The sequence below is a fragment of the Salinibacter ruber DSM 13855 genome (assembly GCF_000013045.1).
GTDB classification, from domain to species: domain Bacteria; phylum Bacteroidota; class Rhodothermia; order Rhodothermales; family Salinibacteraceae; genus Salinibacter; species Salinibacter ruber.
Genome location: NC_007677.1, coordinates 1,477,208 through 1,499,653, shown reverse-complemented (window position 1 = coordinate 1,499,653; position 22,446 = coordinate 1,477,208). Strand labels below are relative to the sequence as shown.

Here is a 22,446-nt window from a genome sequence, read left to right as displayed (position 1 = left end):
ACCACGTGTTCTCCCCCGCCGGCGTTCGCCGCATCTCGGCCTGCTGGTCGTTGTGACACTCGCCGTCATGACACTCGTCGCTGTGACGCGCGAGGCGTGACCGGCGCAGGGAGTCAGGTCCGGTACTGTACACGGAACACAGGAGACGAAACAGCACCAATTTACGAGCGACGGAACTGCTTCCCCGCCAACTGGCGCACCCACCCCTGAAATTCCAGTTCAAGAAGGGTTGGCAGGGCCTCCGAGGGAGAGAGCCCCGTCTCCTCGCACAGCGCATCGATGTGGACCGGGGTCTCCGACAGGGCGTCGTAGAGCCGCTCCGCCTCGCCCGATAGCTCTTCCGTCGGATCGCGCCCAGCCCCGGACGAGACCGTCTCCGCATCCACCGTATCAGGATCATCAACGACGACCGCCGGAAGCTCCTCCAGCAGGTCGTCGACCTCCATCACCAGCTTGGCATGCCCGTTCTGGATGAGCCGGTTGGTCCCCCGGCTGGAGTCCTTCGTGATGGCGCCCGGCACGGCAAATACCTCCCGGTTCTGCTCCAGTGCGAGGCGGGCTGTAATCAGCGCGCCCCCCTCCGCGTACGACTCCACCACGAGCGTGCCCAGGGCAAGCCCGCTCAGGATGCGGTTCCGCTCCGGAAAGTGGGGCGCGTCCGGCTCCGCGTCGAGCCCGTACTCGGACAGCACCGCCCCGTGTTCGGCAATCCGCTCCGCGAGGGCCGTATGCTTCTTTGGATAGATGTGACCAACGCCCGATCCGAGGACCGCAACCGTGCGGCCGCCGGCGTCGAGCGCGCCCTTGTGCGCGGCGGCGTCGATGCCGTAGGCCAGCCCGCTCACCACGGTAAAGCCGCGGCGGGCCAGCTCGGCCCCAAAGTGATGCGCCTGGGTCCGCCCGTAGTCCGTGCAGCGGCGGGTGCCCACGACCGTCACCATCGGGCGGGCGTCCTCGGGCAGCGTGCCCCGCATCCACAGGAACGCGGGCGGGTCGTAGATTTCGCGGAGGCGATCGGGGAAGCGCGCATCCCACGGCGAGACGAGCGACGCCCCCAAATCGTCGGCCCGTTCCATTTCCCGCCGCACGGCCGCCCGGTCGTCGAACGTGAGGATGGCCTCGGCAGTCTGGTCGCCCACCCCGTCCACCTGCGTCAGGGTCGACCGCGAGGCCCGAAAGATCGCAGTGGGGGTTTCGAAGGCGGCCAGGAGGGCCCGGAGCCGCTGGGGCCCCACCCCCGACACGAGCGAGAGGCCGATCAGGGCCCGCTGGTCGCTGGCCTGGTGTTGGCCGGGCGGTTCGTCGTCGTCCGGCAGGGGAAGTCTCATGCGTCGATTGCGTCCGCCGATTGCGTGGAGTGGACGGTGTCGAAGAGGGTGTACTTCAGTTGGTCGAGGCCCACGTCGGCCACGGCGCTAATCGGAAGGAGGGGCACATCGTCCGGAAACTCATCGGCGACCACGTCGGGCAGCAGCGCTCGCTCGTCGGGCGCCAGGATATCAATCTTCGACAGCGCCACGACACGGGGCTTGTCGAGAAGACTGGCCTCGTGGGACTCCAGCTCGTGCAGGAGCGCCTCGTACTCTTCGCCCAGGTCCTGCGACGTAATGGGAATGACGAACAATAGGACCGACGTGCGCTCGATGTGGCGAAGGAATTGGAGCCCGAGGCCCTTTCCCTCGTGCGCGTCCTCGATGATGCCGGGAATGTCGGCCATCACGAAGGTTTCGTACTCGCTCACGTAGACCATTCCCAGCTGGGGGGTGAGCGTCGTGAACGGGTAGTCCGCCACCTCCGGCTCCGCGGCCGACACGGACGACACGAGCGTGCTCTTCCCCGCATTCGGAAAGCCGACGAGCCCCACGTCCGCCATCAGCTTGAGCTCGAACGTCAGATCGCGCTCCTCGCCGGGCTCCCCCGGCTGCGACTCGCGGGGGGCCTGGTTCGTGCTCGACTTGAAGAAGGCGTTGCCCCGTCCCCCCTGTCCCCCTTCGGCGACGCAGATGCGCTGGCCCGGCTCCACAACCTCCCCGAGGACCTCCCCCGTCTGTGTTTTCACCACGGTTCCGGGCGGCACCCGAATGACCTTGTCCTCGCCCGAAGCCCCCGTCTGCTCGCGGCGCCCCCCCGGCTCGCCGTCCTCCGCAAAGACCTGGGTGTTGTGACTCAGGTCCATCAGCGTGTAGAGGTTCTCGTCGGCCTCCACGTACACCGAGCCCCCGTCTCCCCCGTCGCCCCCCGACGGGCCGCCTTTGGGGACATACTTTTCCCGGCGCCACGCCACGACGCCTTTGCCGCCGTCGCCACTGCTTACCCTGAGATCGACCTGATCAAGAAACTTCATGCTGGGCCCGAAGGGATGAGTCCCGGGTTGGTCTAGAATTGGAAGTGCGTGGTTTTGCTTTACGCCCGCCCTGCACTCAAGGTTTTCACGGGGCTTTTTCGGCGCGGTCCTGGACCTGTCCGGCCCCGCCGCGTACGTTTGAAAGCATTCGCTCTCTCTTTTGCTTTTTCGGCTTTATGAACGAGGTCACCATCTACACCGACGGCGCCTGCAGCGGGAATCCGGGGCCCGGCGGCTGGGCCGCCATCCTCCTCCCCGACGACGACTCGGACGCCACCGATCCGCTCACCGGCGGGGAGCCCCATACCACCAACAACCGGATGGAGCTGACGGCCGCCCTGGAGGCGCTCCGGGCCCTCGACGACCGGAGTCGGGTCGCGCTCCACACCGACAGCGAGTACCTCTCGAAGGCGTTCAACGAGGGATGGCTCGACAGTTGGCAGGACAACAACTGGCAGACCTCCTCGAACGACGACGTCAAGAACCAGGACCTGTGGAAGGCGCTCCTCGAGGAGGCGGACCGGCACGAGGTCGACTGGGTCTGGGTGAAGGGCCACGCCGACGACGAGTTGAACATTATGGCCGACGAGTTGGCCGTGGCCGCGATGGAGCAATATAAGTGAGCGTGGGGGCGCGGGAGTTGAGTGCGGGAGGGGGGGCACGGGTGGAAAAAATGCGCACACTTGCGCAACGCCCAATCCTCAACGCTCAACGCCCAACCCTCAACGCCCAACTCGCAACACGTCGCCGCGATCGGAGAGGGCATTCGTAAAGGCGTCAACGAACGCATCCACCTCTGATTGTCGCACGCCAACGGTCAGGGTCGTCACGTCGGTGTACTCGCTGGCCCGCACGTCCGCGTCGAACTGCCGGAGCACCCGCTCCGCAGGGGCAGTGTCGTCGTAGTCGTACCGAATCCGGAGCGGCGTCCGCACGACGCGCTCGACCTTGTCCGCTCGCTCCAGCGCCGCGGCCGCGGCGTCGCCGTAGGCCCGTGCCAGGCCTCCCGTCCCCAACTCCGTCCCGCCAAAGTAGCGCGTCACCACGACGAGCGTGTTTGTGAGATCGCACGCGTCAATCTGACGGAGGATGGGCCGGCCCGCAGTGCCGCTCGGCTCCCCATCGTCGTCGTACCGAAACGTGTCGCCGGTCACGCCCAGTCGGTACGCCGAACAATGGTGGGTGGCCTTGTGCTCCCGGGCGCGGACGGCAGCAATTGTCTCTTCGGCCGCCGCCCGGCTCGCCACCGCGGCCGCCTCCGCCAGGAACCGGGACCCGTCGACGGTGTGCTCGGCCCGCCCCGAGCCGTCAAGGGTGTGATACGTGTCCGTCATGACCTATGGGCCAGCGTGCATGAAAGGCAACCCCCCCAGGCGGCTCTCCGAAGCGGAACCGTCTGATTTCCGCGGCGCCGAGGTGTAGTTGGAACCGTCAGTCGTGCAACTGATCGACGGCCCAGAAACCTGCAGTGAATGGACGGGTGCGTATGCCCTCTCGATCCAGAGAGGCACCCTCCTACAAGCGCAACGATGCTGCCATCCCCGGTGCTAGGGGGGCACATCATCGGCGCCCATTCGGTATTATTTTTACATCCCTTTCCCAGTTCCTCCGCATCCACTCATGGCCCGGTTGGCTTTCGTCGGTCTCACGTTTTTCCTCTTGCTAAGCGGTTGTGGCTCGTCCTCCGGCGAGGGAGACGCCTCCCGCCGGGGACAGGGCAACAGCTCTCCCCCCTCCGTGGAGGCCGTGCAGGCCCGCGACGGAACCCTCCCGCTGGAGGAACGGATGAGCGGCACGGTTCGGGCGCGCAACCAAACGGCCATCTACTCGGAATTGAGCCAGCCGGTCGTCGCCGTGGAGGCACAGACGGGCGACTACGTGGAGAAGGGCGAGCCCCTCGTGCGCCTCCGGCGCGTCACCTACGAGCAACAGGTTCGACAGGCGGAAGCCGCCCTCCGGACCGCCAAGGCGGAGGCGCAGGGCGCCCAGGCCAACCTTCGCGGGCTTCGGTCCCAGCTGAAACGGACCGAACGCCTCGCCGATCAGGACTTTGAGAGCCAGCAGCAGCTCGAATCGCTGCGGGCCCAAGTGGAGCAGGCCGAGGCGACCTACGAGCAGGCCCAGGCCCAGGTGGAACAGGCCGAGTCCACCCTTCAGGAACGGGAGACCACCCTCCGCCGAACCGTCGTGCGCGCCCCCATCAGTGGACATGTGGGGCAGCGCAACGTGCAGGTGGGCCAGCGGGTGGGCCCCGACACCCGCCTCTACACCATCGGCGACCTTGACTCCGTGAAGGTGAATGTGGAGGTAACGGACCGGATGTTTGGGCGCATTCGTCCCGGGCAGACGGCACGCATTCACGTACCCCAGCAAGATACTGTTCTTGTGGCGCCCGTCGCCCGCATGTCGCCGTTTCTGAGTGAGGAGTCCTACAGCGCCGAGGCCGTGATCGAAGTCTCAAACGACCCTCGCCTTCTAAACCCCGGCATGTTCGTGGAAGTGGACGTGGCCTACGGGGAGAGCGAACGGGCCACGATCGTCCCCCTCAGCGCCCTCTACGAGAACCCCGGCTCGAATGCCCGCGGCGTCTTCGTGGCCCCAACACTGGGAACGGAAATCCCTGTCGATGTGCCCGAGGACTTCAACGCCGACAATCCGCCCCCGCTCACGCCACCGACCCCCACCACCTTCCGCAAGGTTGAGGTGGTCGCGGAAGGCCAGCAGACCGCTGGAATTCGAGGTGTCGAGCCTGGTGACTGGGTCGTGACCGTAGGCAAAAACCAGATCAGCGCCGCCGGGCAGGGACGGGTGGATGCCCGCGTGCGTCCGATGTCTTGGTCGCGGCTGATGGCGCTGCAGCGACTCCAGGACACAGACCTGCTCTACGACGTGCTCGAGCGCCAGCAGCGCATCGCGGAGCAGCGCTTTGGGGGCGAGGACTCGACCTCCAGTGACTCTGCTCAGTCGTCTACCGGGAGCTGATCGTTCTCCTCTCCCGCAAGTTTCTTTCTATCTCTCCTTTCTTCTCCCATGGCTCTCTACGATACCTCAATCCGGCGTCCCGTTGCGACGACGATGTCGTTCCTCGTCGTCATTGTTGTGGGCGCCGTGAGTTTCTACTATCTCCCGGTAGACCTGCTTCCCGAGATCGAGTATCCCCAAGTGTCGGTCACGACCAGTTACCCGAACGTGGGGCCCGAGGAAATGGAGCAGATCATCACCGACCCGGTCGCAAACGCCGTCTCGAGCGTGTCAAACGTCGAGCGGATCACCTCTCAGTCCTCTGAGGGGTCGAGCCGCGTGAACATGGAGTTTGGGCAGGGGACCGACCTCAACGCTGCCGCCAACGACGTCCGGGCCGCCCTCGACCGCATTCGGGATGACTTGCCGGTGGAGGCCGAACCGCCCAGCATCCGGAAGTTTGACCCCAATAGCCAGGAGATTGTCTCCATCTCCGTGGAGTCGCGCCGCGATCTGCCCTCCTTAACCCGGTTGATGGAGCGCAACCTGAGCAAGCAATTCGAGCAGATTCCCGGGGTCGGTACGATCAACGTGCAGGGCGGGATCTACCGGCAAGTTCAGGTCAACCTCAATCGGGAGCGGCTCATGAGCTACGACCTGTCGGCCGCGCAGGTGCAGCAGTCCATCTCCTCGTCCAACGTGGCGCTTCCGGGGGGCAACGTGAAGGAGGGCCTGAAGGACCTCTACGTCCGTACACAGGGGGAGTACGAGTCGCTGGATGAGATCCGCAACACCGTCGTCACCACGGCCAACGGAACACCTGTGCGGGTGCAGGACGTGGCCGAAGTCATTGACGGATACGAGGACCTCGGCCGGATCGCGGAACTAAATGGGATTCCGGTGCTCCGTCTCGACATCCAGAAGCGGAGCGGGGCTAACACCGTAAGCGTTGCGAACCGAGTTCGAGAAGAAGTGAAGCGCGTCAATCAAACGCGTTCTGACTTGAATCTAACCGTCGTCAGCGATCAGAGCGACTTTATCCGGAAGTCGATCAACAACGTCCAGAGCTCGGCCATCTGGGGCTCTCTCCTGGCCATTCTGGTGCTGTACCTGTTCCTCCGGAACGGATCGACGACGTTCATCATCGCGCTGTCGATTCCCATCTCGATCATCGCGACGTTCGCCCTGCTGTTCTTCAACGACCTCACGTTGAACCAGATGACATTCGGGGGGCTGGCCCTGGGGGTGGGCCTGATCGTCGACAATGCAATTGTGGTTCTGGAGAACATCATTCGACAGCGAGAGGAAAACGGCCGATCCTTGCGCGAGGCTGCCTCCATGGGCACCCGCGAGGTGGCGGGAGCCATTCTGGCCTCGACGATCACGACCTCCGTGATTTTTCTTCCGCTCGTCTTCGCTCGCACCACGACAGCCTCTCTCTTTCAGTCGCTCGCGCTGGTTGTGGTTTTCGCCCTGGCCTGCTCGTTGCTGGTGGCGCTTACATTGGTGCCGATGATGGCCAGTCGCTTCCTCACGGTCGATGCTGGCGAAGGGGATGCCGCCGAGGACACATCCAAGTCCTGGTTCCAGCGCGCCTTTGCAAGCCTTGAAAACCAGTACTCCGACGCCATCCGTGCCGCGCTACAGCGCCGCTGGCTGGTCTTCGGTGCAACAGGGGCTTTGCTAGTGGGGGCCCTGTTGCTCTGGCCTTACGTGTCCGTTGAATTGGCACCGCAGACCGACGCCAATCAGATCGACGTCGATATGCAGATGGCACAGGGTACCAATATCGCCGTGGTGATGAAGTACCTGGAGGAGCTGGAGCAGCGGGTCCAGCCGATGCTCCCGCAGGACGAGGTTGAGAACTTTGCCAAGCAGGTACAGCCTTGGGGGGCGGAGGTCGAGGTGCAGCTAAAATCGGCCGAGGAACGCTCCATCAACACCTTCGCGCTGGCCGACAGTATCCGGTCGGAGGTGGTCGGAAAGGTTCCGGGGGCCGACCTCCGTGTGAGCGCCCAGTCGGGCCTCTGGATCCTGCGCCGCGTCTTCAGCGTGGGGGGTGGAAACGAAGCCCTACGGGTTCAACTCCGCGGGTATGATCTTGAGCAGGCCCAGAAGCTTGCTCAGCGCGTGAAACAGGAACTCGAGACCGTAGAGGGTGTGGCCGGGGCTCGCAGCGGGCGACGCGAGGGGCAGCCCGAACAGAACATCCGATTTCTACGGGACAAGATCTCGTCTCTTGGCCTCACAACCCAGGAGGTGGCGCGAGCGGTCCAGACAAATCTTGGCGGCAGCCGGGCCGCCTCGTACCGCACCGGCGGCGAGCAATTTCCCATTACTGTCCGCCTCCGCCCCGAGGATCGCCTCTCCGTACAGGACTTGGATAATGTGTCGATTCAGACGCCAGACGGAAATTCGGTTCCTCTTTCGACACTCGTGACCACTCAGCGCGGCCGCGGCCCGACTGAGATTCAGCGCATTAATGGGCAGCGCGTTACTTATATCTCAGCCAACCTGACCAGCGACGCCGTCCTCGGAGAGGTCGTTAATCGGGCCCGGCAGAAAGTTTCCACCCTATCCCTTCCCGAGGGGTTTTCAGTCACCTTCGGGGGCCAGTATCGCGAGCAACAGAAGGCGCAGACCGACTTCCTCATCGCAATCTTCATGGCGCTCGTGCTCATCTACATGGTGATGGCCGGTCAGTTCGAGAGGTTCTTGGACCCGCTCATCGTCATGTTCAGTGTCCCGCTCGTTCTCGTAGGCGTATTGCCTACGCTTGTCTTCACCGGCACCACCGTCAACATTCAGAGCGTGATGGGGTTTGTCATGCTCATCGGCATCGTGGTGAACAATGCCATCGTGCTGGTCGACTACATCAATCTAATGCGGCGCGATAGGGATCTTCCGCTTACGGAGGCCGTGGCCGAGGCGGGGCGCCTGCGCCTGCGTCCAATCCTCATGACCACGCTCACGACCGTGCTGGGCCTTGTGCCCCTGGCGTTGGGCATCGGGGCGGGAGCAGAGATTCAGGCCGCACTTGCCCGAGTCGTCATCGGGGGACTCACGGCGTCGACGCTCATCACGCTGCTGCTCATTCCGGTCGCCTACGTGAGCCTCGAACTGACGGCCCGCACCGTGCGGTCGAAGCTTCCGGACTGGTCCTGGCTTCCCGATTCCACGGTGCAGCCGCGGCGGGCGTAGCATCTTACTCGCGTTCCCTCCCTTGGCTGCCCTTCAACCATGCGTCCCGCCTCTCCCTTCGCGCGCACACTGGTCGTTCCGCTCCTCGTGTGCAGTCTCGTGGGGGCCGGACTCCTTCCCCTCGCCGGCTGTGCGCAGGATCCGGATCCATCGTCGACCCGTGGGCCGGACACCTCGGCCGTGCAGGGCCCTGCGCCCGCGACGTCCCCTTCAATCGTGGACTCGACGGTCGATGCCGACGTCCCCTTCGTCGTGAGCCCCGAGAAGACGGTCGAGGGCATGCTCGAGCTCGCCGGCGTCACGGAGTCCGACACGGTGTACGACCTCGGCAGTGGCGACGGGCGCGTCCCCATCGCGGCTGCCAAGCAACACGGCGCCCGCGGCGTCGGAATCGAGATCAAGCCCGACCTCGTCCAGCGGGCCCGGAAGCGGGCCAAGCTCGCCGGGGTGAGCGACCGGGTGGAATTTCGGCACCAGGACCTCTTCGAGGCCGACTTCAGCGACGCGACCGTCGTGACGATGTACCTCTTCCCGGAGGTCAACCTGAGGCTTCGTCCGATGCTCTTCGAGCAGCTCGACCCGGGGACGCGGGTGGTCTCCCACAGCTTCGACATGAACGGCTGGGAGCCCGACTCGACGGTCACCGTGGACGGGGACGTGTTGTACCTCTGGACCATTCCCGATGAGATTCCCGCCCACCTACAAGAGTAGCGCCCATTCCCTCATACATAGCAATCCCCCGCTCCTGCCTGAAGACAGAAGCGGGGGTCTCGCATGACGCGCCCGGGTTGCGAACAAGAAGTGGAGCCACTGGGATTCGAACCCAGGACCTCTGGAGTGCGATTCCAGCGCTCTACCAGCTGAGCTATGGCCCCAGACAGACAGGCAGCCAGCGGCAATTGCCGCTGGCCTCTTTTGTATGACACGGGCAAATACGGTCCCTTTTTTGCGTCTGTTCCTGTGCGGCGCGTGCCTGCATCCGCTCGTCGGCCGAAATGTCGTGAGAACCGTGCGAAGTCGGCCGGTCTTGACGAGCGTGTAAGAAGCCCCACCGCTCAGGCACGCCCTTTCGCCGGGACCGTATGCCCGAACGATATTCTCAGACACAAGCGTCCGCGTGCCATGAGTCACCAAAATCTCCCCACGAAAACATGTCCCGTGTGCAATCGCGAGTTTGAGTGGCGCAAGAAGTGGGAGGACGACTGGGAAAACGTGAAGTACTGCAGCGAACGCTGCCGCCGCAACAAGGACCGCGACCACATCCCCTGGGCCAAGGAGGAGTAGCGCGCAGGCGTCCCGGGACGTCCCTGCCCGTTCTTCTTTCGGCGTGCGTCACACCGACCCTCACCAGTCCACCGTACCGACACCGTGCTTTCAACCGCCCTCGTTTGGATTCGGAACGACCTCCGCGTGCGCGACCACGCCCCTCTCCGCTACGCGGCCGACCACTACGACCAGGTCATTCCGGTCTACTGCTTCGACCCGCGTCACTTCGGCACGACGATGTTCGACCTGCCGAAGATGAGCTCCATCCGGGCCCGTTTTCTCCGCGAAAGCGTGCAGGATCTGCGGGACTCGGTTCAGGACCTCGGGGCGGATCTCGTGGTCCGTGGGGGGCGTCCCGAGGACATCCTGCCGGAGCTCGTGCGGCAAACCGGCGCCAACGAGGTGCTTCAGTTCCAGGAGATCGGGGGCGAGGAGGAGGACGTGGAGACGGCCGTAGAGGATGCGCTCCGGGACACCGGCGCCACGCCCGGCTTCTTCTGGGGAAAGACGCTCTACCACATCGACGACGTTCCCTTCGACGGCCCCGATGACATTCCGAAGGTCTACACAAACTTTCGAAAGGCCGTAGAGAAAAAGAGCACGGTCCGGCCCACCCTGGACGCGCCGGACTCGCTGCTCCCCCTGCCTGAAGACCTCAATCCGGGGTCGATCCCGACCCTCGACGAGCTCGGCTTCGACGACGACGGGACCGTCGACGAGCGGGGCGTGCTCCCCTTCCGCGGGGGCGAGAGCCGCGGGCACGACCGCATCGACGAATACATCTGGCGCGGGGACTTTCTGAAGAAGTACAAGGCCACACGCAACGGCCTGCTCGGGGCCAACTACTCCGCGAAGTTCAGTGCTTGGCTCGCCCACGGCTGCATTACGCCCCGGCAGATCCACGAGGAGGTGGAGCGCTACGAGGACCAACGGGTCGACAACAAGTCGACGTACTGGATGAAGTTTGAGCTGATCTGGCGCGACTTCTTCAGCTACGTCACGTGGAAGGCCGGCGAGCGCCTCTTCCGCCCCGGTGGCATCAACGGCAACGACATCGACTGGCGCTACTACGACAAGTCCTTCGAGCGGTGGGCCGCCGGCACGACCGGCATTCCGTTCGTCGACGCCAACATGCGGGAGCTCAACCGAACCGGCTACATGTCCAACCGGGGCCGCCAGAATGTCGCCAGCATGCTCTCACAGAGCCTGAAGCTGGATTGGCGGATGGGGGCGGCCTACTTCGAGTCGCGCCTCGTGGACTACGACGTGGCCTCCAACTGGGGCAACTGGGCCTACAACTCCCGGGTGGGCAATGACCCGCGGGCCCGGTACTTCAACATCGTGAAGCAGGCGAAGCGCTACGACGAGAACGGCGAATACGTCCGCTACTGGCTCCCCGAGCTGGCGGACGTGCCCGACAAGTACGTGCACGAGCCCAACCGCATGAGTCACGAGCAGCAGAAGAAGTACGGCTGCGTCCTCGGGGCCGACTATCCGAAACCCGTCGTGGACCTGGACAAGACGTACCAGCGAATTCGGAACGAGCGCGGTTGAGGACAGAGTCTTCGCACGTCGCGCGCTCCGCCTCCTCGTCTTGTTCCGGGAAGCCACAGGCTCTACACCGACAGGGGCCGCCCCCATCGTCCCTCACTGCATCCCCTCCTTCGCACGGCAGTTTCCGAACGGAAGGAGCCCCCCGAGCCCGGCAAGCCCCGCGAACGGCTACCTGCAGGAAACGCCTGCGCCACCCGCCGTGGCCTGTTCACCGACTCAGGGGCTCTTTCGGCCGCCCGCTACGAAGAAGTCGTCCTGGCGCCACGCACAGTCGACCTCCGTAAAGCCGGCACGCTCCATGGCCTTGAGCTGCGGATAGAGCGGCAGGGTACCAACGTGGTCGCCGATGAGGCAGTGCCCACCGGGGCGTAGGGGCTCAAGGACGCTGCGGAAGAGCAGCTCGTAGCGCGACTCCGCCTCTGCCGGATCCACCTCGTGCCCCACGATGGCGTGGAGGGCCAGCGAGGCCACGACGAGGTCGTAGGGCCCGCCCGGGAGCGGCGCCCCGTCGGAGGGCACGGCCACCTGCAGCGGCTCGGCGTTGCGCGTGAGTTGCCCCACCTTCTCGTGTGCGATGGAGAGCAGGTCCGGGTCTTCGTCCAGCAGCACGAGCTCCACCTGCGGATACGCATCGAGCACGGTCGCGGCCGCATTGCCGGTGCCGCACGCAAGGTCGCAGACGGTGGCGCCGGGCGGCAGGGGCGGAAGGGCCATGGCCAACTCTTCGAGCATCGGAACGGCCTGCGGAAGCCGCCGCTCAAGATGGATGTCGTACCAGCGGCCGTCGTCCCAGTGCCCCCCCTCGCGGCGCAGATTGTCTCTCCAGTTCGGCAGGTCGCTCATGAACGCAAAGGTGTGAGATCGAAGCAATCGGAGGTGTGCACAGGCACTCGCGGGGCGCTAGCGGACCGCCGGAGTCCCTTGGCCGCTCTTCTTATGAATGCCCTCGTCGTTGATGTGGCCCACATAGCGCCCGAGGATGGTCACTTCCTCGAACACATCGGGCTGGATGTGGATGTCGTCGTACTCCGGATTACAGGGCTCTAGGCGGAGGCCCTCGTCGTCGTGGTGCACGCGCTTTAGGGAGGTCTCTCCGTCGTACAGCACCGCACCGATCCCCCCCTCCGGGATGTCCTCATCAATGAGCAGCACGTAGTCGCCATCACGGATGTTCGCCCCCCGCATGGACTGCCCCGACACCCGAATCGCGAAGATCTGGTCCAGGTTCGGGAAGAGCATGTCGAGCGTGATGGTTCCCAGGTCCGCCTCCACGGCTTCCTGGAGCGTACCGGCCGAGATGATGCCCTTGACTGGGATGCCCGGTTCCTCCTGCTCCTGGTAGCGCGTGGCGAGGTGGTAGCCCTGGTCGTCCCGTGTAAGGTGCCCCTTGCGGTGAAGCGCCTTCAGGTTCTGGGTGACGCTGTTGGGGGAGTTGTAGCCGAAGTGATCGATGATCTCCCGGTAGGTCGGCCACACCCCCGTCTCCCGGGTGTGATCGATCAGGAATTGCAGAAATTCGTGCTGCTTGGCAGTGAGTTTCTTCCGACCCATAGCGGAGAGGCGGTGGCGCTCAGCTGATGAATGAAGTGCCGGCGTACTCTACGGGAGCAGAGACGGCCACATATTTCACACAGTAGGGTATCCAGAACGCCGGAAAAGGTCAAGTGGCCCGGTCGGTCGGCTTCGCCCCCTCAATCTGCGCAATGACCGAGCGGCTCCGATCCGGATAGGCGTCGTCGAACTGATACCGCAGAAAGTCACGCACGAGGGCCTCCACTTCGCGCCGGACGGCGGGGGACATGGTCAGGCGCATCACGGTGTCGAGATCGGCACGGGCGCAGACGGCGTAGGCCCGGAGGGCGGCCCGGGAGGCTCGCTTCGGCTGGTCCGGCGTCCCGTCCGCCGGATACACCCCTCCGTCCGCAAGGGAAAGGAGCCCCTCGTCCCCGGTCACGGCCTCCACCCGTGTCCGATCGACGGCCGGTGCCACCCCCAGGATCTGAGCCAGTTGGAGCTGCACGTACGGCCAGAGGTTGCTCACCCGCGCCTCCGCGATATTGAGTCGATGAAGGGCCCGGACGACCAGCGCAAAGGCGGCGGGCTGCGGGTCCTCCTCCTCCATCAGGGCGTCGACCAGCTCGACGATGCGCAGCCCCACCGTGATGGTCGGCAGCTTCTCACGGAGACGGTGGAACGACTGCACGTGGCTGCTCTCGCTGAGGGTCTGTAGCGTGCGGGAGGGTTTGTGGTAGAACACCACCTGCGTGTAGGCCATCGGCTGCAGGGTCGCCCCGAACGAACTTTTGGGGCGCCGGGCCCCCTTCGCCATCACGCCGAGCTTGCCCTTCTCCTGCGTGAAGAGGGTCACAATCTGACTCGTCTCGCCGTAGTCGATGCTCCGGAGGACGACGGCCTTCGTCCGGACAATTGAACGCTGTGCCATGGTCACGAGATGCTGACAGGTTTGGGGGCACGATCCCTGTTCGGGGGACGACCGCGCGTCGGCGGCAGAATCCGGGCTGGCGGCCCGCCCCTCCCGAGCCACACACGTTACGTTCCGCCTCCGCATGTGTCTTCCTCCCCGAAAGGGCACGGCGTGGTGCATGTCTCCACAGGTTCGTCGCCGCCATGGTTTGGCTCTACCGACTGCAACAGCGGCTCTCCATTACCCGTCAGGAGGGGCTTGCCATTCTCGCTCTGGCGGTGCTGTTTCTGTTCGGCCTCGCGGTGCGCCACCTGCAGCAGCAACAGATTCCCCCCGTGGCCGCCGACTCGCTCGTCGCCCCGTCCCCAACAGACTCGATTCCCCCGTCGTTGGCGTCTTCGGGGCCACGGTCCCCCTCCGCGGAGCAGCCCCTCAATGTGAATACGGCACCGCCGAAGGCCTTGGATGCCCTTCCGGGAATTGGACCGGCCCTGTCAGAGCGGATCGTGACGTATCGGTCGACCCAGCGCCCGTTCCAACGCGTCGACGAGCTGGAGCGCGTCAGGGGCATTGGCCCAAAGACCCTTTCGACCCTCCGTCCAATGGTCCGCGTCACGGCCCCCGACAGCGCCTCCAAATAGCGAACCGGGCGCGCCCTCCTGTACGCTTACGACCCGGGGGGGCGCGGGGCCGCTTCGCCCTGCTCGGGGGACGGATCGGTCTCTTCCACACTCTCCGGGGCGTTCGTCGAGGCTTCGTGCTCACGCATCCGTTCCGCGACGGCCTCCGGGGTCCATTCCTCCGCCACTTCCTCCTCCCGATCGAGAAACCGCCAAATCGGCACGAGGAGCAGCGCGGCTAGCAACGCGAACCCGATGAGCGTTCCGGCGATGATAGGAAGGTATTCGGGATCGAAGAGCGGCGATGCGTCCATGCGTGAAGGCGCGTACCGAGGAAATTCTATGGGCTCCCATGTACGTACAATCTGCTTGGCCGTTCTGCATCCCCGCCGTCCGGTGTGCCCTCCCGCATCTTGCACTTTGAACACCGGAGGGGTAATTTTTTTGGAGTGCCTCACTCCACTTGCAATTCTCGTAAGCCACAGGCACAGTCATGCCTTTCCCCAGTAGTGCGACAGGGGCCTCTGAGGCCCGGCTCCTCATTGCGGAGGACGATCCGGACCTGGGAAGCAGCCTGGAGTCGTTCTTTGCCCAGCACGGCTACGAGGTGCATCACGCCACGGAGGGCGAGGATGCCCTCCAAGAGATGACGACCCTCCCCCCCTACGATCTCGTGCTCCTCGACGTGCGACTGCCGCAGAAGGATGGGTTTGAAGTGTTGCGGGAGGCGCGGCAGTCCGGGGTGGACTCCCCTGTGATTATGCTCACAGTCAAGGACGAACACGAGCACAAGCTGCGGGGCTTCGACCTCGGGGCGGACGACTACGTCACCAAGCCCTTCGACGCAAAGGAGCTCGCGGCCCGCGTCGAGGCGGTCTTGTCCCGGAGCCAATCGGCCCTCCCCGATACCGGAGACGTATTTGCGTTTGGAAACGTGAGCGTCCACTTTCCGGACGAAACCGTCACGAGGGATAGTGAACCGGTCGGTCTGACCGACCTGGAGTTCGACATCCTAACCTACTTCATCGAGCACCGGGGCCGAACGGTCAGCCGCGAGCAGCTGCTCCGGGACGTGTGGGGCATCAGTGGCGACATTACCACCCGCACCATCGACCGCCACGTGGCGTCGCTGCGCAAGAAAATTGAACCCACGCCGGACGAGCCCGCCTACCTGCAGACGGTCTACGGCATCGGGTACAAGTTCGTCACGGACGATGTCCCCGGCCCCTCCCCGTCCGCCTCGCAGACGGACTAACACCTCCCCCCAGAGAACCTACGACGCCACCGGTCGGCCTTTCACGAAGAGAAGAGAAAGGGCCCCCGGAGTTGGCGGGGCGCGCCGTGGCTGCCACACGCAGATCACCGATAGCGACGCCCGTGTGGCCCGTGTGGACAGTCCCGTCGGCATCCAGGCACTGCCCCCAGCGCGCCTGTCGAGACGGGCGGGCATTCGGACGATTTCGTCGCAGATTCTCCCTTCCCAGAAATGGGCCTCACCCATTCTCCCCCTTGTTTTTCGTCCCCATTGCTCTCTCCGTTTGTAACTGATGGCCTCGTACGCAGAACGAACAGCTTTTGTCACCGGCGGCACCGGCTTCGTTGGGAGTCACCTTGTGGAGGAACTCCTGCACCGGGGCATGGACGAGGTGCGGTGCCTCGTCCGCACCGACCCGAAGTGGCTCTCGGACCTGAACGTGACGCCCGTGCACGGGGACCTGTCGGACGTGGAGGTTCTCTGGGAGGCGCTCGATGGCGTGGACGAGGTGTACCACGTGGCGGGCCGGACCCGGGCCCCGACCGAGGACGCGTTTTACGAGGCCAACGTGCAAGCCACCCTCAACCTCCTGGGCGCCGTCCAGCACGCCGCGCCGGATCTCGACCGCGTGCTGGTGACGAGCAGCCTGGCCGCCGTGGGGCGGTGCCACGACGACGTGGCGACGGAGGAGGTGCCGCTCCGGCCCGTCAGCATGTACGGGCGGAGCAAGGCGCAGATGGAACAGGCGCTCCGTGAACGGCCCGAGACGACCCCGGAATCGTACGCGGAGACCCTTCCCCTCACCGTCGTCCGCCCCCCCGCCGTCTACGGGCCCCGCGACCGCGACATCCTCGACTTCTTCCGTGCCGTCAAGCGGCACGTGTGCCCCATCGTGGGCGGGGGCTCCGCTCGCACCCTGAGCCTCGTTCACGTGCGGGACCTCGCCACCGGCATGGTCGACGCCGCCCGCCATCCGGGCGCACATGGGGAGACCTACTTCCTCGGCAGCGCGCGGCCCCACGCCTGGAACGAGGTGAAGCAGGCCGCGACCGCGGCCCTCGACACCTGGGCGGTCACCCTCCCAGTGCCGGGGCCCCTGCTCGGCGCCGTGGGGGCGATGGCCGAGGCCTGGGGCTGGGCCACCGGCGCCCATCCGCCCCTCAACCGCGATAAGACCCGCGAAATTCGGCACGCCTGTACGGCCTGTTCCAGCGAAAAGGCCGCGCGCGACTTCGACTACGACCCGTCGATCCCCCTCGACGATGGGGTGGCCCGGACCCTTCACTGGTACGAGGAGCACGGGTGGCTGTAGCGCTGGTCCCCCGCCCAAGCCCCCCGCGAATCCTCGTCGCGAATGCGTCGTACATGGTAGTCGCTCCAGGCGGGGAGCCCACGTCTCTTTTACGACCAAATGCACTCGTTCCACCGTGAGCAGCCTCGGATTCAACACGGGCTACATCGAAGAGCTCTACAAGCAGTATCAGGACGACCCCGACAGCGTAAGCGAGAGCTGGCGCGAGTTCTTCGCCGATTATGACCCGGACGCCTCCTTCATCCCGGTCGACCGGACCACCGCGGGCGACGGGGAGGCCACCACGCCCCCCGAAGAACCCACGGAACCGGAGCCGACAGATCGCGACTCCTCGCCCGACGCGTCCTCGGCCCCGCCGGCGGAGGCCGACGACGGCGTCGTGGAGCCCCTGCGCCCCGCCTCAGCCCCGGCGGTCGACGAGGACCAGGCCGACGTGACGGCCATGACCGGCCCGTCGGCCAAGGTCGTCGAGAACATGGAAGACAGCCTCGGCATCCCGACGGCCACCTCCGCCCGTACGATTCCGGTCAAGCTGCTCGACGAGAATCGCAACCTCCTGAACGACTATCAGAAGCAGGTCGGTGGCGAGAAGGTGTCGTACACCCACATCATCGCCTACGCGATGGTCCAGGCGATGCAGAAGTATCCCGACATGAACACCACGTTTCGGCGAAATGAGGACGGCACGCCGGAGCACGTCAAGCCCGACCAGATCAACCTGGGGCTCGCTATTGACGTAGAGCGGCGGGGCGAGCGGACGCTCCTGGTTCCTAACCTCAAGGACGCAGGCAGCCTCAGCTTCGCCGAGTTCCTCGGGACCTACAACAACATCGTTGGCCGCGCGCTGGGCGGCGACCTCGACCTGTCCGACTTTCAGGGCACCACGGCCACCCTCACCAACCCGGGCATGATCGGCACGTCGATGAGCGTGGCGCGCCTGATGCCCGGACAGGGCGTCATCATGGGGGCCGGGGCCATCGACTTCCCGCCCGAGTACCGCGGGTACGACTCGGAAGTGGCGAGCAAGGCTGGGGTCTCCCCGGTCATGACGTTGACCTCCACCTACGACCACCGCGTCATTCAGGGCGCCACCAGCGGGGCCTTCCTCAACCACATTGAGGAGCTCCTGACGGGCAACCACGACTTCTACCAGCGGATCTTCTCCGACCTGGGCGTGCCCTATCAGCCGTTCCGGATGGCCACCGACTCCACGCCGCAGCTCGGGCGGTCTCGGCCTCAGGACGAGCTCGACATGACCGAGAAGCAGGCGGCCGTCCTTCAGCTGATTCGGGCCTACCGGGTGCGCGGCCACCTGCAGGCCGACATCAACCCGCTCGGCTACGAGTGGCAGTACCACGAGGAGCTCGACCCCGCCACCTACGGCCTCACGGTTTGGGACCTGGACCGGGAGTTCATCACCGGCGGCCTCGGGGGCGAGGATAAGCTGCCCCTGCGCGAGATTCTCTCCATCCTGCGGAAGTCCTACACCAGCAAGGTGGGGACGGCCTTCATGCACATCTCCGACCCCGAAGAGAAGACGTGGATCCAGAACCGGATCGAGCCGATGCGGAACGCCGGTTCGCCGTCGGAGGAGGAGCGCCACCGGATTGTCCAGAAGCTCAACGCGGCCGAGGCGTTCGAGCGCTTCCTGCACACCAAGTACATCGGTCACAAGCGCTTTTCGCTGGAGGGGTCGGAGACCATGATCCCCCTCATCGATACCCTCCTCTCCGACGCCGCCGACGAGGGCGTGGAGGAGGTGGTGATGGGCATGGCCCACCGCGGTCGCCTCAACGTGTTGGCCAACATCATCGGCAAGCCCTATGAGGAGATCTTCTCCAAATTCGAGGGCAACATCGACCCCAACACGACCCAGGGCTCGGGCGACGTGAAGTACCACCTGGGGGCCGAAGGGGACGTGACCTCGCCCGACGGCAACGAGATTTCCGTGACGCTCGCCTCGAACCCCAGCCACCTGGAGGCCGTCAACCCGGTCGTGGAGGGCATGTCCCGCGCCAAGCAGAACCTGCTGCGCGACGAACACCCCGAGGCGGCGGAGGACGACTACCACGACGCCGTGATGCCCCTCCTCATCCACGGCGACGCCGGCTTCGCCGGACAGGGCGTGGTGGCGGAGACCCTCAACCTCAGCAAGCTGCGCGGCTACACGACCGGCGGCACCGTCCACCTGGTCATCAACAACCAGATCGGCTTCACCACGCCGCCCGGCGACGCCCGCAGCTCGACCTACGCCACCGACCTGGCCCGTGCCATCGAGGCGCCGATCTTCCACGTCAACGGCGACGACCCCGAGACCTGCGTCCGCATCGCGCGGCTGGCGTTCGAGTACCGCCAGCGCTTCAACAAGGACGTGGTGATCGACATGATGTGCTACCGCGTTCACGGGCACAACGAGGGCGACGAGCCGACCTTCACGCAGCCGCTCCTCTACGAGAAAATTGAGGAGAAGCGCTCGCCGCGCAAGCTCTACACCGAGATGCTGCTCCGACGCGGCGAGATTGAGCCGGACGAGGCCGAGCAGATGCTCGACGACTACCGGGGCCGGCTGCAGGAGGCCTTCGAGCGCACCAAGGACCTGGAGGAGAAAGACGCCGACGAGGCGCTGGAGGAGCGGGTCCAGCGCACGGCCGACGATCGCCTGCCCCCGGTCGACACCACGGCCGAGCGTGAGCACCTGGAACGGGTCGTGGAGGTCCTCACCGACTTCCCGGACGACTTCAACGTCCACCGGAAGCTCGAGCGCCTGTTCGGCAAGCGCGACGACCTCTTCTACGACGAGAAGCGCATCGACTGGGCCTTCTCCGAAACCCTGGCGTTCGGCTCACTGCTGCAGGAGGGCACGCGCGTCCGGCTGAGCGGACAGGACTCGCGCCGCGCCACCTTTAGCCAGCGGCACGCCGTCCTCATTGACCAAGAGACCGGTGCGGAGTACACGCCCCTCAACAACCTGACCGATGACCAGGAGCGGCTCCTCATCTACGACAGCCTCCTTTCGGAGTACGCCGTGGCCGGGTTCGAGTACGGCTACTCGGTGGTGGACAAAAACGCCCTCACCTGCTGGGAGGCCCAGTTTGGGGACTTCGCAAACGGGGCGGAGATCGTGTGGGACCAGTTCGTAAGCGCCGCCGAGGAGAAGTGGGGCCAGACCTCCGGCCTCGTGGCCCTGCTGCCCCACGCCTACGAAGGCCAGGGCCCCGAGCACTCCTCGGCCCGCCTGGAGCGCTTTCTGCAGCTCTGTGCGGAACAGAACATGATCGTCGCCAACTTCTCCACGCCGGCCAACTACTTTCACGCCCTGCGCCGGCAGGTGAAGCGCGACGTCAAGAAGCCGCTCATCATCATGACGCCCAAGAGCCTGCTGCGCCACCCGAAGTGCGTCTCGACGCCCGAGGATCTCATGGAGGGCGGTGTGCAGGAGATCATTCCGGCCGAGGCGGACCCTGCAGGCACCATGCGGCACATTCTCTGCAGTGGCAAGGTGTACTACGACCTCGTGACGGCATTGGAGGACACCGATCGCCGCGACGAGATCGCCATCACGCGCCTGGAGCAGTTCTATCCCTTCCCCGAATCGGACCTGCAAGAGGAATTGGAGCGCTACGCCGAGGCCGACGAGACGGTGTGGGTGCAGGAGGAGCCTCAGAACATGGGCGCCTGGTCGTTCGTGTCTCCCCGCTTCGAGACGCTCCTGGACGAGATTCACGGCCCCTGCGAGCAGCGCATTCAGTACGTGGGGCGGCCCGCCAGTGCCAGTCCGGCCACCGGATCGGCCAAGGTGCACGACCGGGAACAGGAGCAGCTGGTTGGGGACGCCCTTGGCCTCTAACAGCCCTCTCTTGTCACTCTCTTGTCAACAGCGAAAGCCCCACCCAGTGCGGTGGGGCTTTTGTGTTGACGGGGCCCTTTGGCTTGAGGGGCCCGAAAAAGTCTCAAAAGAAAAAGGGACGGACCCGCTCGGGCCCGTCCCCAACAACGTTGCCGGACGCCGATTCACCGACGCCGGCGACCAAATGTGCGGCGCTCTACTTGCGCTTCCGGTTGTCGCCCCGCTTCCGTTGGCGGTGGCGCCGGCGGCGGGACCGCTTCTCTTCGAGCCGCTTCTCCTCCGAGGGCTTCATGTAGGTCATGTTCTGCCGATACTCCTGCAGCACACGACTCCGGTTCACCTGACGCCGGAAGCGCTTGAGCGCACGATCAATGTCTTCGTTGTTTCGGACTTTTACACCAACAGCCAAGGTAGATCCCTCCGTAGGGAGTTTGGTTTTGAAATAGAGTGGATAGCAACCAAATTGCGAAGTGGAAACGCGAATGTGAGAGGCATGTTTCTTTTCCGTGTTCTAGTGTCACTTCCCCCAATCCCTTTTCCGCATGACGACACGCTCTCCCCTGGTGCTGGCAACCGGCAACGCCGGAAAGGTCCAGGAGCTCCGCGCCCTGCTGGCCGACCTCGACCTGTCGCTCCTCCCTGCCGGCGACCTCGACGACTCCCTCACCGTGGTGGAGGACGCCGACACCCTCGCCGGCAACGCCCAGAAGAAAGCCCGGGCGTACCACGAACACACCGGCCATGCCGCCCTCGCCGACGATACGGGCCTGGAGGTGGCGGCGCTCGACGGCGGGCCGGGCGTCCATACGGCCCGATTCGCCGGTGCCGACGCCACCCCAGAAGACAACAAGCAGAAGCTATTGAGAGTCCTGGAGGAGGTGGACGACCGACGGGCGCGCTTTCGCACCGTAGTGGCCCTCATCGACGCGGACGGAACCGCACACACCTTCGAGGGCCGCTGTGCAGGCACCATCACCACGGCCCCACACGGCGACGGGGGCTTTGGGTACGATCCCCTCTTCCGCCCGGACGGCTCCGACCAAACGTTCGCGGAGATGCCGACGGAAGACAAGAACGAGATTAGCCACCGCCGAAAGGCCCTCGACGCCCTTCGGACCTTCCTTTCAGGCCTCAAATCCGACCCGGGCCGCTGACCCCCGCCGTTCGTCTCTGTCTGTCACGCTTACACGTCATTCCGTATGGTTGCCCTCGTCCAGCGCGTCTCCGAGGCCGCCGTCGAGATCGACGGCGCCCCTGTCGGGGCCATCGAACACGGCCTGCTGATCCTGCTCGGTGTGCACGAAGACGATACCCGCACCGAAAGCGCCTGGTGCGCCGAGAAGTGCGCACGCCTCCGCGTCTTTCCCGACGCCGACGGCAAGATGGACGAGTCGCTCCTCGACACCGGGGGCGACGCCCTGGTGGTGCCCCAGTTCACGCTCTACGGCGACACAAGCGTAGGCAACCGGCCCTCCTTTACGGAGGCCGCGCCGCCCGACCGGGCCGACCGGCTCTACGAGCACTTCGTTCGCGAGCTCGAAGGGCACCTCGGTCAAGACGTCCCCACCGGCGAGTTCGGCGCGATGATGGACGTCCGCCTCACAAACGACGGCCCGGTGACGCTCTGGGTGGAGCGCCGGGCGGACGAGTAACTGGACAGG

General features: G+C 65.3%; 20 protein-coding genes and 1 tRNA gene. 12 read left to right on the top strand and 9 right to left on the bottom strand.

Translation table 11 applies throughout. The features are described from left to right. Window positions 1-161: 161 nt before the first annotated feature. Entirely contained in the window at window positions 162-1,328 is a 1,167-nt protein-coding gene (dprA, locus tag SRU_RS06345; RefSeq protein WP_011403940.1) for a DNA-processing protein DprA, read from the bottom strand. Then, the gene (gene obgE, locus SRU_RS06340) at window positions 1,325-2,344 is read right to left on the bottom strand and encodes a GTPase ObgE (protein ID WP_011403939.1); all 1,020 of its coding nucleotides are present in this window, start codon (window positions 2,342-2,344) and stop codon (window positions 1,325-1,327) included. Before obgE ends, dprA begins: the two co-directional genes overlap by 4 nt. 176 nt (window positions 2,345-2,520) lie before the next feature. Between obgE and rnhA the strand changes: the two genes are divergently transcribed. Next, window positions 2,521-2,967, top strand: a complete 447-nt coding sequence (gene rnhA / locus SRU_RS06335) for a ribonuclease HI (protein ID WP_162892276.1) — start codon at window positions 2,521-2,523, stop codon at window positions 2,965-2,967. A gap of 99 nt (window positions 2,968-3,066) precedes the next feature. Here the strand turns inward: rnhA and SRU_RS06330 are convergent, their stop codons facing one another. Beyond that, entirely contained in the window at window positions 3,067-3,678 is a 612-nt protein-coding gene (locus tag SRU_RS06330) for an IMPACT family protein (protein WP_011403937.1), read from the bottom strand. Window positions 3,679-3,964: 286 nt separating this feature from the next. On the opposite strand from SRU_RS06330, the gene SRU_RS06325 reads away from it, so the two are divergent. The 3 genes from SRU_RS06325 to SRU_RS06315 are packed head-to-tail and all read left to right on the top strand — an operon-like array spanning window position 3,965 to window position 9,217. Then, window positions 3,965-5,326, top strand: a complete 1,362-nt coding sequence (locus tag SRU_RS06325; protein ID WP_118828834.1) for an efflux RND transporter periplasmic adaptor subunit — start codon at window positions 3,965-3,967, stop codon at window positions 5,324-5,326. 48 nt (window positions 5,327-5,374) lie between these two features. Further along, window positions 5,375-8,506: an efflux RND transporter permease subunit gene (locus SRU_RS06320; RefSeq protein ID WP_011403935.1), complete on the top strand. Its 3,132-nt coding sequence runs from the start codon at window positions 5,375-5,377 to the stop codon at window positions 8,504-8,506. Window positions 8,507-8,545: 39 nt separating this feature from the next. After that, a complete protein-coding gene (locus SRU_RS06315) occupies window positions 8,546-9,217 on the top strand; it encodes an SAM-dependent methyltransferase (protein WP_011403934.1) in 672 nt (223 codons plus the stop codon). A 91-nt stretch (window positions 9,218-9,308) separates the two neighbouring features. Here SRU_RS06315 and SRU_RS06310 read toward each other — a convergent pair. Continuing rightward, window positions 9,309-9,381 (bottom strand) — tRNA-Ala (locus SRU_RS06310). A 247-nt stretch (window positions 9,382-9,628) separates the two neighbouring features. Here SRU_RS06310 and SRU_RS16030 point away from each other — a divergent pair. Both SRU_RS16030 and SRU_RS06300 read left to right on the top strand, forming a co-directional pair. Further along, complete coding sequence (locus SRU_RS16030) at window positions 9,629-9,790, top strand: DUF2256 domain-containing protein (RefSeq protein WP_081580681.1); 162 nt, start codon at window positions 9,629-9,631, stop codon at window positions 9,788-9,790. Between the two features lie 84 nt (window positions 9,791-9,874). After that, window positions 9,875-11,326, top strand: coding sequence for a DASH family cryptochrome (locus tag SRU_RS06300; RefSeq protein ID WP_011403933.1), 1,452 nt, complete (start codon window positions 9,875-9,877; stop codon window positions 11,324-11,326). A 216-nt stretch (window positions 11,327-11,542) separates the two neighbouring features. On the opposite strand, the gene SRU_RS06295 is transcribed toward SRU_RS06300, so the two are convergent. The 3 genes from SRU_RS06295 to recO all read right to left on the bottom strand — a co-directional run bounded on the left by SRU_RS06295 (window position 11,543) and on the right by recO (window position 13,769). Beyond that, window positions 11,543-12,169, bottom strand: coding sequence for a class I SAM-dependent methyltransferase (locus SRU_RS06295; protein ID WP_043552180.1), 627 nt, complete (start codon window positions 12,167-12,169; stop codon window positions 11,543-11,545). A gap of 57 nt (window positions 12,170-12,226) precedes the next feature. Then, window positions 12,227-12,877 carry a transcriptional repressor LexA gene (lexA, locus tag SRU_RS06290; RefSeq protein WP_011403931.1) on the bottom strand — a complete coding sequence of 217 codons (651 nt, stop codon included), beginning with the start codon at window positions 12,875-12,877 and terminating at the stop codon, window positions 12,227-12,229. 109 nt (window positions 12,878-12,986) lie between these two features. Beyond that, window positions 12,987-13,769 carry a DNA repair protein RecO gene (gene recO, locus SRU_RS06285; RefSeq protein ID WP_011403930.1) on the bottom strand — a complete coding sequence of 261 codons (783 nt, stop codon included), beginning with the start codon at window positions 13,767-13,769 and terminating at the stop codon, window positions 12,987-12,989. Between the two features lie 185 nt (window positions 13,770-13,954). On the opposite strand from recO, the gene SRU_RS06280 reads away from it, so the two are divergent. Further along, window positions 13,955-14,392 (top strand): ComEA family DNA-binding protein, encoded by a 438-nt coding sequence (locus SRU_RS06280; protein WP_118828833.1) that lies wholly within the window; start codon window positions 13,955-13,957, stop codon window positions 14,390-14,392. Between the two features lie 26 nt (window positions 14,393-14,418). Here SRU_RS06280 and SRU_RS06275 read toward each other — a convergent pair whose 3' ends face one another. Next, on the bottom strand, window positions 14,419-14,685 hold the full coding sequence (locus SRU_RS06275; RefSeq protein ID WP_043552177.1) for a hypothetical protein: 267 nt from the start codon (window positions 14,683-14,685) through the stop codon (window positions 14,419-14,421). A 179-nt stretch (window positions 14,686-14,864) separates the two neighbouring features. Here SRU_RS06275 and SRU_RS06270 point away from each other — a divergent pair, with 179 nt between their 5' ends. From SRU_RS06270 to SRU_RS06260, 3 genes are all read left to right on the top strand, one after another. Next, window positions 14,865-15,626: a response regulator transcription factor gene (locus tag SRU_RS06270; protein ID WP_011403929.1), complete on the top strand. Its 762-nt coding sequence runs from the start codon at window positions 14,865-14,867 to the stop codon at window positions 15,624-15,626. Between the two features lie 292 nt (window positions 15,627-15,918). Next, a complete protein-coding gene (locus tag SRU_RS06265) occupies window positions 15,919-16,938 on the top strand; it encodes an NAD-dependent epimerase/dehydratase family protein (RefSeq protein ID WP_011403928.1) in 1,020 nt (339 codons plus the stop codon). Between the two features lie 115 nt (window positions 16,939-17,053). Further along, window positions 17,054-20,785 carry a multifunctional oxoglutarate decarboxylase/oxoglutarate dehydrogenase thiamine pyrophosphate-binding subunit/dihydrolipoyllysine-residue succinyltransferase subunit gene (locus SRU_RS06260; RefSeq protein WP_011403927.1) on the top strand — a complete coding sequence of 1,244 codons (3,732 nt, stop codon included), beginning with the start codon at window positions 17,054-17,056 and terminating at the stop codon, window positions 20,783-20,785. Between the two features lie 196 nt (window positions 20,786-20,981). On the opposite strand, the gene rpsU is transcribed toward SRU_RS06260, so the two are convergent. Further along, window positions 20,982-21,194: a 30S ribosomal protein S21 gene (gene rpsU / locus SRU_RS06255; protein WP_013061703.1), complete on the bottom strand. Its 213-nt coding sequence runs from the start codon at window positions 21,192-21,194 to the stop codon at window positions 20,982-20,984. A 133-nt stretch (window positions 21,195-21,327) separates the two neighbouring features. On the opposite strand from rpsU, the gene rdgB reads away from it, so the two are divergent. Continuing rightward, the gene (rdgB, locus tag SRU_RS06250) at window positions 21,328-21,939 is read left to right on the top strand and encodes an RdgB/HAM1 family non-canonical purine NTP pyrophosphatase (RefSeq protein ID WP_011403926.1); all 612 of its coding nucleotides are present in this window, start codon (window positions 21,328-21,330) and stop codon (window positions 21,937-21,939) included. A 45-nt stretch (window positions 21,940-21,984) separates the two neighbouring features. Beyond that, complete coding sequence (gene dtd / locus SRU_RS06245; RefSeq protein ID WP_011403925.1) at window positions 21,985-22,437, top strand: D-aminoacyl-tRNA deacylase; 453 nt, start codon at window positions 21,985-21,987, stop codon at window positions 22,435-22,437. Window positions 22,438-22,446: the final 9 nt, after the last annotated feature.

Coding starts and splice junctions, on each gene's coding strand:
- dprA (WP_011403940.1), bottom strand. CDS start 1,328: ATGAGACTTCCCCTGCCGGACGACGACGAACCGCCCGGCCAACACCAG.
- obgE (WP_011403939.1), bottom strand. CDS start 2,344: ATGAAGTTTCTTGATCAGGTCGATCTCAGGGTAAGCAGTGGCGACGGC.
- rnhA (WP_162892276.1), top strand. CDS start 2,521: ATGAACGAGGTCACCATCTACACCGACGGCGCCTGCAGCGGGAATCCG.
- SRU_RS06330 (WP_011403937.1), bottom strand. CDS start 3,678: ATGACGGACACGTATCACACCCTTGACGGCTCGGGGCGGGCCGAGCAC.
- SRU_RS06325 (WP_118828834.1), top strand. CDS start 3,965: ATGGCCCGGTTGGCTTTCGTCGGTCTCACGTTTTTCCTCTTGCTAAGC.
- SRU_RS06320 (WP_011403935.1), top strand. CDS start 5,375: ATGGCTCTCTACGATACCTCAATCCGGCGTCCCGTTGCGACGACGATG.
- SRU_RS06315 (WP_011403934.1), top strand. CDS start 8,546: ATGCGTCCCGCCTCTCCCTTCGCGCGCACACTGGTCGTTCCGCTCCTC.
- SRU_RS16030 (WP_081580681.1), top strand. CDS start 9,629: ATGAGTCACCAAAATCTCCCCACGAAAACATGTCCCGTGTGCAATCGC.
- SRU_RS06295 (WP_043552180.1), bottom strand. CDS start 12,169: ATGAGCGACCTGCCGAACTGGAGAGACAATCTGCGCCGCGAGGGGGGG.
- lexA (WP_011403931.1), bottom strand. CDS start 12,877: ATGGGTCGGAAGAAACTCACTGCCAAGCAGCACGAATTTCTGCAATTC.
- recO (WP_011403930.1), bottom strand. CDS start 13,769: ATGGCACAGCGTTCAATTGTCCGGACGAAGGCCGTCGTCCTCCGGAGC.
- SRU_RS06280 (WP_118828833.1), top strand. CDS start 13,955: ATGGTTTGGCTCTACCGACTGCAACAGCGGCTCTCCATTACCCGTCAG.
- SRU_RS06275 (WP_043552177.1), bottom strand. CDS start 14,685: ATGGACGCATCGCCGCTCTTCGATCCCGAATACCTTCCTATCATCGCC.
- SRU_RS06270 (WP_011403929.1), top strand. CDS start 14,865: ATGCCTTTCCCCAGTAGTGCGACAGGGGCCTCTGAGGCCCGGCTCCTC.
- SRU_RS06265 (WP_011403928.1), top strand. CDS start 15,919: ATGGCCTCGTACGCAGAACGAACAGCTTTTGTCACCGGCGGCACCGGC.
- rdgB (WP_011403926.1), top strand. CDS start 21,328: ATGACGACACGCTCTCCCCTGGTGCTGGCAACCGGCAACGCCGGAAAG.
- dtd (WP_011403925.1), top strand. CDS start 21,985: ATGGTTGCCCTCGTCCAGCGCGTCTCCGAGGCCGCCGTCGAGATCGAC.